This window comes from Carboxylicivirga sp. M1479, assembly GCF_007097485.1.
Lineage (GTDB): Bacteria > Bacteroidota > Bacteroidia > Bacteroidales > Marinilabiliaceae > Carboxylicivirga.
Genome location: NZ_VKDE01000025.1, coordinates 54,485 through 71,120 on the forward strand (window position 1 = coordinate 54,485; position 16,636 = coordinate 71,120).

Consider the following 16,636-nt stretch of genomic DNA (forward strand, 5'->3'; position numbering starts at 1 on the left):
AATTGAAATTAAGAGCATAATACTGACACTAAAAGCGGCAGAGAAATACCCCAATTTTACATCAACAAGATACACCTTAGAATAGTCGAAATGTAGTACCGACAATGAAAAAAAACACTTTGATAATGCATAAAAAACACATTGAAATTTGTCTGAATTAGAAAATGTTTTACTTTTGCACCGCTGTTAACGAAAAACAGCCATCTGTTATACGAACAGACAATGCGAAAATAGCTCAGTTGGTAGAGCACGACCTTGCCAAGGTCGGGGTCGCGGGTTCGAGTCCCGTTTTTCGCTCGGTTTAATAGTAGTTAAGATTGGAATAAACGTATTCAATTTTAATTTGCCGATGTAGCTCAGGGGTAGAGCGTTTCCTTGGTAAGGAAGAGGTCACGAGTTCAAATCTCGTCATTGGCTCACATAAGGATTCTCATTTTGAGAATCCTTTTTTTGTACATTTTTTTTAGTGAAACCCTAAAAATAAAAGTCCACAATATTTTCGAACTCTGTAGCGCATGAGTTATGCAAGTGTTTTCATTTTACCTCAGCTCACACCAAATGAACACTTAGTTTTGTGCTTCTGCTATTTTTGAGCGGAGTAAGTCCTTTGATTGCTTCGAAAGCTGAATACCATCTTCCTGATCCTCTACCTTTTGTTTCATTTTAAGTATTGCATCATTCAAAAAGTGTACTTGCTCGGCAAAGCGTCTACAATATTTACACATCATCAAATGAAACTTCAATTGTAATCGTTCAGCAAAGCTCAGGACATCTTGCTCTCGTTTTGAGATTAAATAAGTCGCTTCTTTACAAGTAATCATCATTTTACCTTTTGTATCCATCTATCCCCCTCTATTTAAACCAACTTTTTTCAACACAATCGCGCAATTGAAGTCGGGCTCTATGCAACATTACCCACATATTAGACGAAGTAATGTTTAATTCCTTACAAACCTCTTCCCCTTTCATTTCATCCATCACGCGCAGAATAAAACACGATGCCCATTTTTCGGGCAAATGCCTAATACAAGCTTGCAAAATGGCCTTAAACTCATCGTTTTCGATTTGATCCTGAGCATTTAACTGCCAATCCTTAGGGGCTTTATTATCTAACCAATGATCATTCATCATACCTTGTTTTCCAAAGCGCTCATCAGTTTGATCCAGTGAAAACTCTTTCACAGATGATTTTTTACGGTAATAATCGATGATTTTTCTTTTGAGAATAGCCGTCAACCAGGTTCGCTCATTGCTGTTTCCTTGAAAATTAGAGCTTCCCTTTATTCCTGACAGAAATGTTTCTTGCACCAAATCCTCAGCCAATTCATCACTGTTCACGCGCGATAATGCATATCTGTAAAGATAATCAGCATAAGAATCGACCCATTTATTCGGATTCAAATAATGTTTCATACACAAAAAGGTATCTTTTAATCTGCTTCTAAAACATACTTACCCAGCAATAAGTTTTAAGTTTGATAACAATCGAATAAATTTAAAAATTTGATCATCATTAAATCTAAGCCACCGATTGTAATGGATTAAAAACACAACACACTTTACAAAGCATTTTTATAATATTGTAGTGCAAAACAAAACCACAAACATGAAAGACCTCAAGATTAAAGCACTCATTCCCATTGGCGTATTTTTAATCATCTACCTCATCCCGGGATGGCTGAGTGGCGATTTTTATAGAATGCCAATCATTATTTCATTTCTAGTGGCTGCTTTTGTAGCTCTTTTTATGGCTCCTGGCAAAAAGCTAACTAATAAAATGGAAGTATTTACCAAGGGAATGGGACATCCGGGTATAATGATGATGTGCTTAATTTTTATTTTAGCAGGTGCTTTTGCAAATGTGGCTCGCGAAATGGGAGCTGTTGATGCAACGGTTAATATTGGTTTGCATTATTTACCTCAGCAAGTATTAATAGCGGGTTTGTTTATTATCGGATGTTTTATTTCTTTGGCTGTGGGCACCTCAGTAGGCACTGTTGTGGCACTGACGCCAGTAGCCATAGGGCTTGGTGAAGCGATTGACATTAACGCAGCGGTGGCAGTTGGAGCAACAATTGGCGGCGCAATGTTTGGCGATAATCTTTCCATGATTTCGGACACGACAATTGCCGCTACACGCACACAAAACTGTCAAATGAAAGACAAGTTTAGAGCCAATATTAAACTGGTACTTCCTGCGGCCATCATTTCATTAATCATATATTTACTAATGCCTTCAACGGCAGGCGAGCATACTATAACAATTAACTGGATCGACTACATAAAGTTAATACCCTACCTCACTGTTTTAATAGCTGCAGTTTTGGGAATGAATGTTTTTCTAGTTCTTAGCATGGGTATTATTTTGGCCGGTGGCATTGGCTTAATAACGGAAGACTTTCATTTCTGGTCGTTTCTTTCGTCGATTAACAATGGCATGCAAGGCATGGCCGAAATTGTTGTGGTATCAATGTTAGTAGGTGCGATTGTAGAGGTGGTACGTGTAAATGGAGGCATTGACTACCTGATTACACACATTGGCAAACGAACCAAAGGACAAAAGGGTGCCGAATTTAGTATTGCCGCGCTTACAGGCATCGTAAATGTATTTACAGCCAACAACACCATTGCTATTTTAATGTCGGGCCCAATCGTCAAAAATATTGCGGACAAATTTAAGATTGCTCCCCAACGATCGGCCAGCTTAATGGATACGGCCTCATGCTTTGTGCAAGGCACCTTGCCATATGGAGCTCAAATATTAGCAGCTATTGGTTTAGCAGCAGGCGCCCTTTCTCCATTTGAAATAATGAGCTACTTGTTCTACCCTTATTTGATGGGAATAACAGTAATTTTATCCATCGCATTAAAAAAAACCTGCTAGAGCATAGCAACTAGCAGGTTTTAACCATAAAACAACTCAAAATTAACACAACTTCTTTCTATATATCTACTTATCTCCTATACTCGCACCTTCATCTGGTTTATCAAACGTAGGTAATTCAAATTCAATACCTGAATCAACCGTTTGATCGTGAACCAAGTGATAAAAAGCCTGGCCAGCAGATCCACTATTCCTTACCATAATATCTTCGTAGGAATGTCTAAACCAAACTGATACCACGTATTCCATATCCTTAGGCACGTATACAACCTGATTAAAATCGTCCACAATTACGCCATCAATAGTGGCTTCGTATATTTGTGAATAAAACTCCTGCCCTGTACCGTTAGCCAAATGCACAGATACCTGATCCAATGCCAATGGTATTTCAGAAATACCATCTTCGCTAACGAAAATATCGGAACGCTCAACTATATAATAGGCTTTCTTGCCAGATAACTTGTCTTCGTACTCGGGATGGTTAACTTCAATACCATACCACTCAATGGCCATAAATTCAATCTGAGGATCATGTAAATCTATATTTGTATACACCTTATCCTCAAACAAACCTGTATCAGGGTTGTACAATTCAAAAATTGTTACAGTGTAACCATCAGTAATATAATTGTGATCTGGCTCTTCGTAGCTCTGTCTAGATTTTAAAGGCACCTCAACAGGATCTAAAAAATTGTTGTACTGCAATAATACCTCAACTTCATCTCCATCGTGTGAAATTGCACTGCCAGGTCGTTCTTTTAAGTCATCATCGCAGCTAAGCATTAACAGCATGATGCCCACTAGTAATGTCACTAATTTAATATGTCTCATCATAACCATGCTTTATTCAAAAATGATACTCTCCACCCAAAAGTATTGACACTCCCCTGCATCACCAGCTTGTAAATCCGTCTTAATCCTATCTCCGTTACGATGCTTTATTTCAACTTCAAAATCCTTATTCTTCTCCACATAAACCGATTGATATTCCAAGACCTCTTCCTTCTCAATTTTCATTTTTTCAATGGTAAATCTTACATCAAGCGATTGATAAACCAATAAAGCGGCAAACTGTGGTAAATCCATCGGTATAATAAGAGGTTCTCCTTCTGGCCAAGTAGTAAACTTTTCTTTCTTAAACTCATAATAAGCCTCAAAACTTGGTTTTCTTGTATCATAATCAGGATGTTCTACCTCTACCTCAAACTCACCTGCGGTCTGAAAATCAATGTCGTGGTCTGTTAAATCAATGCCTTCAAACTCGATATCCTGATATTCTCCATCTGGGTTATTTTCATCCACAACCCAAGCGTCAAATACTTTTACAGTATACCCTGTCGTTACATAAAGATGATTGACTTTGTCGGGGTCAAACTCTTGTTCCAACAAATCGTTCATAACAAATACGCCGTTAGCATCAGACTTTAAACCTCCACTTGTAGATATTGAAAGCGATACAGTGGATACTTCACCAATAGGATAGCTAAGACTATCATCAACAGGCACCATGTCGCCATCTTTCGAACAACTCAATAGAAAAGCACTACTAAGAATAAAGACCGTATATGCTATTAACTTTTTCATAATAACAAGTATTGAGTTTATACTAATAATTTGGACAAATTACCCATACCAGTTACCTGATATGGGTAATACTTCACTATCCAACCACTCTCACTTAATCTCCTATTCCTCCACCGTCGGTTGGTGTATCAAATACTGGTAAATCGAAGATGATACCTGTACCAATTTCCTGATTCATAATTGTATGATAGAAAGCTTGACCTGCAAGCCCTGAATGCGTTAGCTGATCTTGTCCGCCATCGTGCTGAAAAGTAACATCAACTACATAATCTACATCAGCAGGTACATATACAGGCAAATTAAAATCACTTACCATAATCCCACTAATGCTTGCACTCTCAATTTGAGAGTCAAAAGTCTGCCCTGTTCCATTGGCCAAGTGCACAGATACCTGCGTCAAATCCAACGGCACAATAACATCGCCCGAATTTTGCACATCAATGCGCGGATCGTCAACACTGTAATAGGCGGCTATTCCTAGTGCACTGTAATTTGAATGCGAAACTTTTATTCCAAACCAACCAATGGCTTCAAAACTAATTACCGGATTCGCTAAATCAACATCTTCAAAAGTTTTATTTTCAAACTTACCTGTTTCAGAATTATATAGTTCAATAATAGTAACAGTATAACCGGTAGAAATATAGTTATGCACTACTTCTGCCGGATTATAATCTTCCATTGACTTTAATGTACCTCCTACAAAATCGGTATACGATAAATCAATAGTAACTGGATTTCCTTCGTGCGGTCCCTGACCTCCTGGTGCACTTATACCACCATCATCTTTATTACAACTGGCAAATACTAAAACTGCCAAACTTACAAATAGACTTAATTTAAATGCTCTCATGATTTTTGTTTTTAAGTTCAATCATTGTTTATTGGCCTATGTACTTGCAAAGCGCTTGCCTACTTTTTAAAATAAACCATATCAGAAGATTAAAGGCTCCACAGCACATTATCAATCCTCTGAATACATGATAGTAAGCAATAAATAATTACACCGGGTGTAGTATGATATTTGCACCTCTTGCACCCATCAATTAGTCCCCTAAAACCAAGTTTTTAGCGAGCAAACGAATTTTTGGCATAGGACACAATGACCAGCTTTAATTGAAAGGGGCATTACCCTTGTACTGTTTGGGGTATAAAAAAGCCGTTTTCTTACATCGGTAAAAAAACGGCTTTTATATGCTTGTATTATTTACAAAGACTTTGAGCACTACTCAAGCCTTTTGTTTCGTTCCTTATTGCGGAGCTGTTAGGTATTTATAAAACTCACTATCTGTTGATAAAATAACGTAAGTTTGATTATCAAAGGTTTTTTCGTAAGCCTCCATTGACTTAACAAATCCATATAGCTTACGTGCCTGTGGTGTTTTATTATACGCTGAAGAATAGATAGATGCCGCCTCCGCATCGGCTTTACCTTTTATCTCTTCAGCCGTTTTGTAGGCTTCCGAAACAACGGTTTTCAACTCACGATCTTTTTCACCATTAATACGCGAAGCCTCGCCCTGCCCTTCTGATTTAAATTTATCAGCAATGCGGTAACGCTCACTCTTCATACGCTCGTACACCTGAGTTTGCACTTCCTCAACATAGTTAATACGCTTAATTCGAAAATCTAGAATAGCTATACCTAATTCTTTGGCTTGCTCATTGGAAGCCTTTTGAATCATCTCTTGAATCTTATCTCGTCCCACATGAATAACCGTTAAACTATCGCCAATCATTTCACCAGCAATACCGGCCGATGCAGGCACACGATTACTTGATCGTACCGCTTCTTCAATGTTGTGTTTAGCAATAAAGTTACGGGTTTCACCATCCAGAATATCATCTAAGCGCGAATACGCACTGCGCTCGTTGGTCATACGCTTGTAGAACTGTAAAGGATCAGTTATTTGCCAACGTGCATAGGTATCCACAAAAATAAATTTCTTATCCTTGGTAGGCACTTGATTAGGATCTCCATCCCACTCTAAATAGCGTTTATCGAAAAAATGTGTGGTTTGAATAAAAGGCACTTTAAACTTCATACCTGGTGTAGTTATGGCGTTACCAACCGGCTTACCAAACTGCGTTACCACCACTTGCTCTGTTTCATCAACAACATAGGTGCTTTGTGAAAATAAAAACAGCGCCACTGCCCCCAATATGAGGTATATGATTGATTTCTTATTGTCCATTACTAGAAGTGTTTTTTTGTGAAAGTTGCATTTGCAATAAAGGCAATACGTTGTTACCATTTTGGTCGGTAATAATTTTCTGACCTAAACGAGGCAATACGGACTCCATGGTTTCTAAATAGATTCTTTGACGCGTAACATCTGGCGCTTTTACATACTCTTTATACAAAGCATTAAATCGTGCCACATCACCTTTTGCATTATTAACACGCTCAGTGGCATATCCTTCAGCCATCTGAATTGTTTCTTTCGCTTGACCTGCTGCTTTTGGTATTACCTTATTGTATTCAGCTTTGGCCTGGTTAATCAATGTTTCCTTTTCTTGCTGAGCCTCATTTACGGCATTAAAGGCCGCTTTAACAGGCTCTGGTGGATTAACATCCTGAAGAACTACCTGCTCAATTTTAACACCCACCGAATACTCACGACAAACCGCCTGCATTAGCTCTTGTAGTTTGGCACTGATCTCGGTACGCCCAACGGTTAATACTTCATTCACTGTTCTATCTCCAACAATTTGGCGCATAGCCGATTCTGAGATATCCCGTAAAGTAACTTCTGGATTGCGCACTTTAAACAAGTAATTATAAGGATTATCAATCCGATACTGAACAACCCATTCTACGTCGGCCAGGTTAAGATCACCGGTCAACATTAACGATTCTTCAATACCCCCCTTGCGCGAATAAGTAGACTTTACACCTGCACTGGTGGTACGAAACCCAAATTCCATTTTCTGCTGGCGCTCAACGGCCACTTTGTAAACCGATTCAACCAAAGGAATTTTGTAATTCAAACCAGGCTCAACTGTTCGAATGTACTTTCCAAAACGAACAATTACACCTACCTCTTCGGGATCAATCGTAAAAAATGCTGACCAGACCATGATTCCCGCAAATAGCATGAGGGCAACCGACCTGATGTTTTTAATTAATTTCTCAAGCACACCACCCGATGAGTTGAGATTAAATTGGTTTGATGTCATATGATTAATATATAAATGTAAACTGTAATAACTGAGACCAACGAACTACACATTTATAGAATTAGCGTAGCCGCTCTCAAATGTAGCACAAAAAAGAGGTATTAAAAAGCAGAAAATAAAGAAGCCCGACTCACTTGCCGGGCTTAACTTTAATTTAATTTGATCGAATGACTAATTGTCGCTATCAATATTTCTCATCGTGAGTGTTAACGGGTATTTCTTACGCAACTTCTTCTCTTCCTCTTTGGTCATATTATCGTAATCAACACCATTGCTAAAAGCATATTCCTGTCTCAGTTTCCAAACAGTTGAATATATCATATCGATGGTTTGAATGTAATCGTCGTACGATGTATAATCATTGTATTCGTACAGAATAACATACTTTTTATTGTCTTCAATATGATCACGCAATCGTTTGCTAACATTCTTCAAGTTCGAGCTCGAACTGATAGTAAACATCTTAATACCCTCAAAAAAGGCTTCTTCTTTAGAAAGCATCTTGGCATCATTTGGAGGTAACAAGTTAACGATGGCAGTTGAACTACTTTTAACTTTAGATGATTTATCTGCCTCAGCGGCATACCCAATTTTTAATAAATTGTTTAAACGCAAAGCATGCTTAATCTTATCAACCTCTTTCATTGACGTCTCAACATCAATTTCAAGAATTATAGATTTACGACTGTCACTCGCCTTATGAGAAAGCTTTTGCAGCACCTCATTACTAGAATTAATGTCAAATTTCTTTCCACCAACAAAGCATTTATCTCCATCGACAAGCAACTTAGAAAGCACATAAGCTTCATTGTAAACTTTTACAGCTCGTGCTGTGGGAAGCTTTATGCTAGGTAAATCTTCCAACAATGAACTTTCTGAGCTTTCTTTACTAAGCAAATCTATTTGATAATTACCTTTTATCAATTCCAGATTTCCCTCACTGGGAATATTAGCATTATTGGCACTATTTTTTTCAATAAGTTGCTCATTCTGGCTATCTGTAACTTCATCTGTTTTATTAACAACAGAGTTTTCTGAGGATTCTAACACAGGATGTGCTTTAATATTCATTGCTTCCCTGTTCTTTTCAGCAATCAATGTTTTTCCTGTCATGTCGGCAAAAAAGAAAAAGGCGAGTGTTAATAATGGTATCACCATCAAAGCTTTCAATTGTGCACGGCGTCCTGATTTTATTTTATTCATCATGGCTATTCGTTTTTTAATTGATAATAAATTAAAATTATTGACCAACTCTACTGAGCGAATGCTGATTAACTGACTCAGTAATAGGGACTGATAATCGAATAATTCATGTCCTTGGCCAATCACTTGCCTATCGGCAATATACTCGTGACATGTTTTAATCGATTTCTGTATGCGCCATGTAAGCGGATTAAACCATTGAAAAATACTTAATACTTGTGCCAACAGTAAATCCACTGAGTGTTTCTGCTGCACATGAACTTTTTCATGTGCAATTACTTGCTCAAATTCTTCATGTTTTAGAGCTTTCTTGTTGACAAAAATCCAATTCACAAACGAAAATGAAGGCATTTCCTCATTGATAAGTACAATTTTATATTCATCATGATATATAACCTTGTTTCGCCTAATAATCGCATATAAATTGTAAATCAAAAGCAGTAAACGAATTATAAAGAAGAGCAATCCGCCAATATATGTATAGAATAGTATGCTTGACCAATTAAAAGAAGAAGCTGAATTAACTAACTTTTTCGGTAGTGATGTGTGACCTTTTGTAATACCTGTTAATGCCGATGACTCATTAGAAACAACAAAATCAGGCTCGGTTAATAATATTAATTCTTCATAATAATTTCGAAACTCATTAACCTTTCCAAAAGCACCACTTACGTAGGTACTCGATTCAAAAGATAATTGAACAGAAGACAGCGGCAGTAATAAGGCCAAAACCATTGACATTATTAAATACAACCTGTTAAAAGTAAAGTAGGTTTCCTTTCTGAAAAAAGTTATGTAGCCTAAATAAAACAAACTTAAGCACATACCACTTTCAAATAAATATATCAGAAACTTAGTCATCGCTCTTCTTTTTAAGTTCCTCAAGCATTTTTATAGCCTCATTAAGCTCATCCGTTTTAAGGTTTTTGTTTTCTGAAAAGAAATTAACGACTTGCGATAAAGAGTTATTAAAATAACCTTTAACCAAATTTCCCAATTGCCCTTTTCGATACTCATCTTTGGAAATCAATGGGAAATACTCATAAGTTGTTCCGTACTTGGTAAATCCAACAATTTCTTTTTTTACCAATACTCGAACAATGGTTGAAACACTATTATAAGGCGGCTTTGGCTCAGGCATTTGAGCAATAACATCCTTAATAAACCCTTTCTCAAGCTTCCATAGAAGCTTCATTATTCTCTCCTCAGCTTTTGTTAAAGTAACCATCGTATTACCAAATTAGTTAATCAGCACTTCAAACATACAACTTATATTTAAGTTTGTCAACTTATTTATAAGTTACTAAACTTAAGGTGCAGTTATAAGAACATTTATCCTTGCTCAAACCTTTACTTACAAAAGGACTAAAGAGAAAAAACATTCCTCTAAAAAAAAAATAAGAAATCTGTAAGGAATGTGAAAACTCATCGACTAAGCCAATATTAACATTAAAACATCTTTAAATATGAAAACAATAAAATCAAGATTATCGACATTTTCAAAAGCAATTTTTATTATTACTTTATTTGCTTTTAGTAGCATTAGTTGTAGTGACGATTCGGACGACGAACTCAACGAAATAACTAACAATGACGACATGGATATGAAGGGCGACGATCAGTCATCTCCAGATTTTTCATTAACAGCTCTGGATGGCACCACCTATACTTTAAAGAGCTTTGAAAACAAGGTGCTTGTTATGTTTTTCCTAGGTAACTCATGTCCCGCATGCAAGGTTGCTGCACCAAAAATACAAAGTGACATAGCCAATAAATACGCATCAAATGCCGATGTAGCCGTAATTGGTCTGGACCAATGGAATGGAACAAAAGCGTCGATGGAAGGCTTTAAAAACACAACAGGCGTAACTTATCCTTTATTACTGAACGCTGCTTCGGTGGCTAAAGATTACGAGACAACCTACGATCGTTTAGTAGTCCTTGGTAAAGATGGCAAAGTCGTATTTAAAGGATCTCAAGGTGCATCAAAGGATATTGGAGCTGCATTATCAGCCATAGATAGTAACCTATAATTGAACTAACCCAAATGAAAAAACTAAGCATCATTCTATTCTTAAGCTGTTTACCTTTTCAATTAATTGACCTAAATGCTCAAAGCATTCATGACTTCTCCCTCGAGAATCTGGAGGGAGAGTGGCTTTCTTTTGATGAACTAAAAGGAGAACAACTCACTATCATCGATTTTTGGGCATCGTGGTGCAAACCGTGCATGAAAGCCATGCCTGCCATCGATCAACTGCATCAGAAATATAAGGATAAGGGCCTGAATGTTATCAGCATTAATACAGATGGTCCGCGAAGTATTTCAAAGGTGCTACCAATAAGTAGCACCTTAAAACTTAGCTACCCTGTTTTATCCGATATTGATAATGTAGTGATGCAGGATTTAAACATAACTGTTTTACCAACCTTACTAATTATTGATACAAACGGAGAGGTAGTATACAGGCACGAGGGTTGGGTTACAGGCAACGAAATAGAATTAGAGAATCAAATAAAAAGCATTCTACAATGAGGAAGCAGTTGCTAATTTTTGTCTTTCTTCTCTTTGGTATTCAGTTAACGCGTGCTCAATTTAGCGGTAGTAGTTTATTGGAGTATCAATATGGACAACTGCCAACAACCAACGAAACATCGTTTAATGCCTTGTACAACAAAGTAAATTTGAACTACCGCTATCAGAAACTAAAAGCTAAAGCTGGGGTACAGTATTTTGTTTCCCCCTACTCCGACCGCAATTATATTGAAACAGGTTGGTTTGGCCTAAACTACCGCAATAAAGGTTGGGATTTTAACTTGGGAAATTTTAATGAAACCATTGGTCGCGGCATTTTACTTCGCTCTTACGAAATACACGGTGCTGTAATTGAAGATATCAGCTACAGAAGCAAACAGTATTTTTATCGTGACATAATGGGTGCATCAGCTGCTTATCGTCACAAGAAATTCGCTCTAAAAACCACCTACGGTTATGTGTTAAATAATTTAGTTTCGCCCACCGAAGATTGGCAAAAACGCCGCGACGATGAAATCATGGCCTTATCAGCCGAATATAAACTATTGAAACAGACTATTGGTGGCTCTTATATGCATCTTAACAACAGCTCTGGCACAACTGATTATGCACTAGGGTCGTTAAGCGGTCGCCTCTTCCCTTTCATGAATTACTATACCACCTATGCTTCTACAGTTAATAATGAAGCCAAGGGTTTTGCTTTTTATGGTTCACTCAATTTCTCAATAAATAAACTTGGTATTAGTGCCGAATACAAACATTACGAAAATTTTGTCATTGGGTCTGGTATAAACGAGCCCCCCGCGTTGGTAAAAGAACATTCGTACAGGGTATTAAACAGAAGCACTCATGTGGTTCAACCAGAGAATGAGTACGGCTTTCAGCTTGAGGCATTTTATCAAGCCACCGATAAAACACTTATTACATTTAATTACACACAAGCAAACAATGATTTAGGAAGCATTCTTACTTACACTGAATATTTTGCAGAGCTGTCAACAACACTCAATAAAACAGATGTGAAATTCTTTGCAGATTACGCCAACGATCCTTTAAAAGGCGAATCGGACAGAATATCAACAGGTACGAATATCGACCAAATTATTAACGCAAAACAAGGCTTATTGCTCGAATTAGAATTTCAGAATTTTAAGCGAGATCAGCAAAGCAGTTCGAACTATGTTGTTGGTCTCAACTATCGGTATGATTCCAAATTATTTGCGGGCATTTTAAACGAGTGGAGCGATGATGAGTACATTACCTCAACACCAAAACTTTGGCTAAGCGGCACTGTTCGCTACAAATTAAACAACAAGCACACGGTTCAAGTCTTTGCTGGAGAGCGACGCGGTGGTCCTGCCTGTAGTGCCGGTGTGTGCTACGAGGTATTGGATTTTAAAGGTGTTGAGTTGCGTTGGAACGCTCGCTTTTAATTGCGTAAAAAAGCCCGACTAAAAATCGGGCTCTTATATTAAAAAACTTATTTCTTTTTCTTTGGATACTCTCGCATTAACGATCGTACAATGTAAGGGATGCTCTTTTTACGAATCTGAGGATTTTCATCAATCGTTTTTCGCGATATGCTTTCATAAATCAATTGCTTTTTCTCGGCATCAAATACTGAGCAAATTAGAGTTCCCTCGTTAATTTCCGATTCGCTGATGTGCGTTGTTGAATAGCCGCCATAACCTGGACCATAACCCCAACCTGGACCATAACCATAATACCCACCATATCCTACATAAACATGTATATTCGGATTATGCGTTGTTGTTGCAGTTATTTCTGATCGTTGTTCGGTTGTTAGATAAAGGCTAACAATTAAATCTCCTCCACTTCCCTTTTCCTTTAGTTCTATGCCTTTTTTTTGAAACTCTTCTGTCAAGGCCAAAACAATTCGTTTACGGTCAAAATCATTTAAATCATCGCTTGTATTTTTATCCCAACCATAAAACTCTGCCGTTTTGTAATCTGAAAAATCAATGGTTGGATCGTAATCCGAAGATGTTTTAATACCTGTACAACCAACAAATGTGAGGGTTAATAATATGAATGCAAATACGTTCTTCATTGTTATTTTCTGGATTAAAGTTTAAAAATCGTTCTAAAGGTAGTCGAATATAGAATGTAAACAATGAGATTAACTTAAAGTTGCAAAGCAAAAAAATACACATGAAACGAGCATGTAAAAGTAGCATCAATATTATCGCACAGCTAGATAATAAAATTTACTTGGGAGTTTCATCGGGCATTTGAAAATAATTTTAAAAGATGAAATGAGCCATGAGAATTGCATCTCACACAGGAGCATAACTGATTTTGGCAAGTTCCATCCCGATAAATCGGGACAAATAGTGGCAATAAAAAACAAAATATAAACACATGAAATTCATCACTAAATATCTTAAGTAAGTAGCTAATGACTATTTTAGATGATTAAAATTTCATTGTAATGGTAAAAAACACACTCTTTATTCTGGTACTAGCTATATTTAATGCTTGTAATTTGAACACATCACCTACTCCCGAACCAGGAGTTAGCCAACGCTTGGCTAAAAAACGTGCTATACAAATCAAGAACCTTACTTATCATTTATCTATTGTAGTGCCGAATGATGTTGATGAGCCCATTGATGGTGTGTCAACCATTGAGTTCGACCTCAATACTAAAGAAACCATCTACCTTGATTTTAAAGCCGATAACGATCAATTACATCAAATAAGTATTAATGATGTACTGCTTGAATCGCCAACAATAGAAAACGAACACATTAAACTCACTCATAAACTATTAACCAAAGGCCGCAACACTATTAAAATCAACTTTCAATTGGGCAATAATGCCCTCAATAGAAACGATGATTACTTCTATGCCTTATTTGTACCAGACCGAGCTCGCTTTACTATTCCCTGTTTTGATCAGCCCGATATAAAAGGTAAGTTTTCGGTTAAAATGGATCTACCAGAAGACTGGATTGGTATTGCCAATGGCCAACCAACCACCAAGCAGGCAACCGAGGGACGTATACAATTAGAGTTCGCCCCCTCGCAAGCTATTAGCACTTACTTATGGGCTTTTACAGCTGGTGATTATCAGTTCGACTCCATTACATGGCAAGACAAAACGATTGGCTTGTACCACATGGTTGATGACAGCGCCAAATACAATAGAAACATCAAAGAAGTATTCAGACAAACAACCGCCTCACTCGACTGGTTAGAAAATTATACCAAATACGATTACCCGTTTGATACGTATAATTTAGTCGCTATTCCATCCTTTCAATTTGGAGGAATGGAACACCCTGGAGCAACCTATTACAGAGCATCAAAAATATTTTTGGATGAAAATCCAACACGTAATGAAGAGTTAGCGCGAGCCAACCTCATCGCCCATGAAACAGCTCATATGTGGTTTGGAGACTTGGTTACCATGCCTTGGTTTGATGAAGTTTGGCTAAAGGAAGTATTTGCCAATTTTATGGCCGATAAAATTACTGAACCCTGGTTTCCTGATATGAATCACCAACTACGTTTTTTAATGGCACATTTTCCTGCCGCGTACGCAGTAGATAGAACTGCAGGAGCCAACCCAGTGGGACAAAAACTTAAGAACCTAAAGAATGCGGGTACGCTATACGGCGGAATTATCTACCATAAATCACCCATTGTAATGAAACAATTGGAAAGCATTGCAGGGGAAGAGCAGTTACAATTAGGCATACAAGAGTATGTTGCCAACAATGCCTACGGAAATGCATCATGGAACGATCTAATCGCCTGTATTGATAAACATACCGAAACGGATTTGAAAGTTTGGAGCAAGGCCTGGGTATTTGAAGCTGGCCGCCCTATTATTTACTTCGAACCATCCTTACACAACCCAGATAAATTGTGGTTGAAACAGCAAGCTGAACACCCACAATTGACAAGTGCCAAAACCTACTGGCCGCAAGAAGTCAACATCATCCAAAACGACGAGAATACTTTACAATATCAAATGTTTGATGCCAAAGTAAAGATTCAGGATGATTTAGAAACTGACAACACCCTATTTTTAGCCGATGAAAAAGGTTATGGTTTGGTGCGTTTGACCGATACTCAAATTGACTATTGGTTAACAAACATTAGCCAGTTGTCTGATGATTTACTGCGCGGCAGAATGGTCATCAATTTATATGAGAATTTTTTAGATGGTAGTATTCATCCCAAACAGTTTCTGAACTACCTACACAAAACTATCTTAAAAGAAGAAAACTCAATTATTCTCAACCAATTGAGCAGACAACTTCAGGCGTGCTATTGGAAGTTTATTCCCGAAGGCGAACGAAAGGACTTAAGCGAACGTTTAGAGCCATCATTATGGACCTACATGGAAGCACAAACAGATGTCGCCAACAAGAAAACCTTGTTCAGACTTTGGTACAACATCAGCCTTAGCCCAAGTGCTATTGATAAGCTGGCACAAATAATAAAGGGTGCCCACGAGGTTGAGGGTATTACTTTGAGTGAGAATGATAAAATTAGTATCGTTTCGCAGTTGAGCATTAAAAACCATACTGAGGCACAACAACTAATAAACATGGTTCACTCACAACTGAAAAGCCAACACAACAAGGATAAACTCACATTTCTAAAGCCATCTTTATCGTCAAATGCCACTGATCGCGATGAATTCTTTTTGTCATTATCAAAACTAGAAAACAGAAGTAAAGAGGGCTGGGTTCAGAATGCCTTGGCCAACTTGCATCATCCATTAAGGCAGCATCACTCAGTACATTATTTACCCAATACACTACAAATGTTAGAAGAAATACAGCTGACAGGCGATATTTTCTTTCCAATTGGGTGGCTAGGCAATAGCATCAACTACCATGTTAGCAAAGAAGCATACGAGATGACAAATAGTTTTCTAACAAACAACCCCAACTATCCTGAGCATCTAAAGTTGAAAATCCTTCAGAACATTGATATGACAGAAAGAGCTTACCGAATTAAAGAGAAATATTTCAATTAAATTAGTTTTGTTCATGGTTAATACAAGGCCATAACAAGCTTCATATTTTCTTGTAAAAGCTTGAATTAACTTCAATTTACAGCATACAAAAAGAGGGTGTCCAAAATTACGGCATCCTCTTTTTTTATGTTTTAAAATTGAATCGCGTTTGTTAATATGCTATACCGCTGAGAGGCTGTAGTTGAGCTGGTATTTTGTTTTAAAGCTAGATATGGAGGCTATTATTCGTATT

General features: G+C 37.4%; 15 protein-coding genes and 2 tRNA genes. 7 read left to right on the forward strand and 10 right to left on the reverse strand.

The features are described from left to right. Positions 1–224: 224 nt before the first annotated feature. Together FNN09_RS15190 and FNN09_RS15195 are read left to right on the forward strand one after the other, a co-directional pair. Positions 225–297 (forward strand) — tRNA-Gly (locus FNN09_RS15190). A gap of 48 nt (positions 298–345) precedes the next feature. Continuing rightward, positions 346–417 (forward strand) — tRNA-Thr (locus tag FNN09_RS15195). Positions 418–566: 149 nt separating this feature from the next. Here the strand turns inward: FNN09_RS15195 and FNN09_RS15200 are convergent. Both FNN09_RS15200 and FNN09_RS15205 read right to left on the reverse strand, forming a co-directional pair. Then, positions 567–842: a zf-HC2 domain-containing protein gene (locus tag FNN09_RS15200; RefSeq protein WP_185969032.1), complete on the reverse strand. Its 276-nt coding sequence runs from the start codon at positions 840–842 to the stop codon at positions 567–569. Between the two features lie 10 nt (positions 843–852). Continuing rightward, positions 853–1,413 carry a sigma-70 family RNA polymerase sigma factor gene (locus FNN09_RS15205; RefSeq protein ID WP_143303223.1) on the reverse strand — a complete coding sequence of 187 codons (561 nt, stop codon included), beginning with the start codon at positions 1,411–1,413 and terminating at the stop codon, positions 853–855. A gap of 172 nt (positions 1,414–1,585) precedes the next feature. Between FNN09_RS15205 and FNN09_RS15210 the strand changes: the two genes are divergently transcribed. After that, a complete protein-coding gene (locus FNN09_RS15210; RefSeq protein WP_255434140.1) occupies positions 1,586–2,884 on the forward strand; it encodes a Na+/H+ antiporter NhaC family protein in 1,299 nt (432 codons plus the stop codon). Positions 2,885–2,950: 66 nt separating this feature from the next. Here FNN09_RS15210 and FNN09_RS15215 read toward each other — a convergent pair whose 3' ends face one another. The 7 genes from FNN09_RS15215 to FNN09_RS15245 all read right to left on the reverse strand — a co-directional run bounded on the left by FNN09_RS15215 (position 2,951) and on the right by FNN09_RS15245 (position 10,079). After that, positions 2,951–3,715: a hypothetical protein gene (locus FNN09_RS15215; protein WP_143303225.1), complete on the reverse strand. Its 765-nt coding sequence runs from the start codon at positions 3,713–3,715 to the stop codon at positions 2,951–2,953. Between the two features lie 12 nt (positions 3,716–3,727). Continuing rightward, positions 3,728–4,468, reverse strand: coding sequence for a hypothetical protein (locus tag FNN09_RS15220; RefSeq protein ID WP_143303226.1), 741 nt, complete (start codon positions 4,466–4,468; stop codon positions 3,728–3,730). 94 nt (positions 4,469–4,562) lie between these two features. Beyond that, a complete protein-coding gene (locus FNN09_RS15225) occupies positions 4,563–5,321 on the reverse strand; it encodes a hypothetical protein (protein WP_143303227.1) in 759 nt (252 codons plus the stop codon). A 397-nt stretch (positions 5,322–5,718) separates the two neighbouring features. Next, positions 5,719–6,663, reverse strand: a complete 945-nt coding sequence (gene hflC / locus FNN09_RS15230) for a protease modulator HflC (protein ID WP_143303228.1) — start codon at positions 6,661–6,663, stop codon at positions 5,719–5,721. Then, positions 6,653–7,648 (reverse strand): FtsH protease activity modulator HflK, encoded by a 996-nt coding sequence (gene hflK, locus FNN09_RS15235; RefSeq protein WP_143303229.1) that lies wholly within the window; start codon positions 7,646–7,648, stop codon positions 6,653–6,655. The genes hflC and hflK overlap by 11 nt, the downstream gene beginning before the upstream one ends. Before the next feature lie 171 nt (positions 7,649–7,819). Next, positions 7,820–9,712: a M56 family metallopeptidase gene (locus tag FNN09_RS15240; RefSeq protein ID WP_143303230.1), complete on the reverse strand. Its 1,893-nt coding sequence runs from the start codon at positions 9,710–9,712 to the stop codon at positions 7,820–7,822. Then, positions 9,705–10,079 carry a BlaI/MecI/CopY family transcriptional regulator gene (locus FNN09_RS15245; RefSeq protein ID WP_143303231.1) on the reverse strand — a complete coding sequence of 125 codons (375 nt, stop codon included), beginning with the start codon at positions 10,077–10,079 and terminating at the stop codon, positions 9,705–9,707. The genes FNN09_RS15240 and FNN09_RS15245 overlap by 8 nt, the downstream gene beginning before the upstream one ends. Positions 10,080–10,317: 238 nt before the next feature. Between FNN09_RS15245 and FNN09_RS15250 the strand changes: the two genes are divergently transcribed. From FNN09_RS15250 to FNN09_RS15260, 3 genes are read left to right on the forward strand one after another with little or no spacing between them, the layout of a single operon-like run. Then, a complete protein-coding gene (locus FNN09_RS15250) occupies positions 10,318–10,884 on the forward strand; it encodes a TlpA disulfide reductase family protein (RefSeq protein ID WP_143303232.1) in 567 nt (188 codons plus the stop codon). A gap of 14 nt (positions 10,885–10,898) precedes the next feature. Next, on the forward strand, positions 10,899–11,387 hold the full coding sequence (locus tag FNN09_RS15255) for a TlpA disulfide reductase family protein (RefSeq protein ID WP_143303233.1): 489 nt from the start codon (positions 10,899–10,901) through the stop codon (positions 11,385–11,387). Further along, positions 11,384–12,820, forward strand: coding sequence for a DUF6029 family protein (locus FNN09_RS15260; protein WP_143303234.1), 1,437 nt, complete (start codon positions 11,384–11,386; stop codon positions 12,818–12,820). The genes FNN09_RS15255 and FNN09_RS15260 overlap by 4 nt, the downstream gene beginning before the upstream one ends. A 47-nt stretch (positions 12,821–12,867) precedes the next feature. On the opposite strand, the gene FNN09_RS15265 is transcribed toward FNN09_RS15260, so the two are convergent. Next, complete coding sequence (locus FNN09_RS15265) at positions 12,868–13,458, reverse strand: DUF4136 domain-containing protein (RefSeq protein WP_143303235.1); 591 nt, start codon at positions 13,456–13,458, stop codon at positions 12,868–12,870. A gap of 381 nt (positions 13,459–13,839) precedes the next feature. Between FNN09_RS15265 and FNN09_RS15270 the strand changes: the two genes are divergently transcribed. After that, complete coding sequence (locus FNN09_RS15270) at positions 13,840–16,404, forward strand: M1 family aminopeptidase (protein WP_143303236.1); 2,565 nt, start codon at positions 13,840–13,842, stop codon at positions 16,402–16,404. The last annotated feature ends 232 nt before the right edge of the window (positions 16,405–16,636 follow it).

Coding starts and splice junctions, on each gene's coding strand:
- FNN09_RS15250 (WP_143303232.1), top strand. CDS start 10,318: ATGAAAACAATAAAATCAAGATTATCGACATTTTCAAAAGCAATTTTT.
- hflK (WP_143303229.1), bottom strand. CDS start 7,648: ATGACATCAAACCAATTTAATCTCAACTCATCGGGTGGTGTGCTTGAG.
- FNN09_RS15200 (WP_185969032.1), bottom strand. CDS start 842: ATGGATACAAAAGGTAAAATGATGATTACTTGTAAAGAAGCGACTTAT.
- FNN09_RS15240 (WP_143303230.1), bottom strand. CDS start 9,712: ATGACTAAGTTTCTGATATATTTATTTGAAAGTGGTATGTGCTTAAGT.
- FNN09_RS15270 (WP_143303236.1), top strand. CDS start 13,840: ATGGTAAAAAACACACTCTTTATTCTGGTACTAGCTATATTTAATGCT.
- FNN09_RS15255 (WP_143303233.1), top strand. CDS start 10,899: ATGAAAAAACTAAGCATCATTCTATTCTTAAGCTGTTTACCTTTTCAA.
- FNN09_RS15260 (WP_143303234.1), top strand. CDS start 11,384: ATGAGGAAGCAGTTGCTAATTTTTGTCTTTCTTCTCTTTGGTATTCAG.
- FNN09_RS15225 (WP_143303227.1), bottom strand. CDS start 5,321: ATGAGAGCATTTAAATTAAGTCTATTTGTAAGTTTGGCAGTTTTAGTA.
- FNN09_RS15265 (WP_143303235.1), bottom strand. CDS start 13,458: ATGAAGAACGTATTTGCATTCATATTATTAACCCTCACATTTGTTGGT.
- FNN09_RS15215 (WP_143303225.1), bottom strand. CDS start 3,715: ATGAGACATATTAAATTAGTGACATTACTAGTGGGCATCATGCTGTTA.
- hflC (WP_143303228.1), bottom strand. CDS start 6,663: ATGGACAATAAGAAATCAATCATATACCTCATATTGGGGGCAGTGGCG.
- FNN09_RS15220 (WP_143303226.1), bottom strand. CDS start 4,468: ATGAAAAAGTTAATAGCATATACGGTCTTTATTCTTAGTAGTGCTTTT.
- FNN09_RS15245 (WP_143303231.1), bottom strand. CDS start 10,079: ATGGTTACTTTAACAAAAGCTGAGGAGAGAATAATGAAGCTTCTATGG.
- FNN09_RS15205 (WP_143303223.1), bottom strand. CDS start 1,413: ATGAAACATTATTTGAATCCGAATAAATGGGTCGATTCTTATGCTGAT.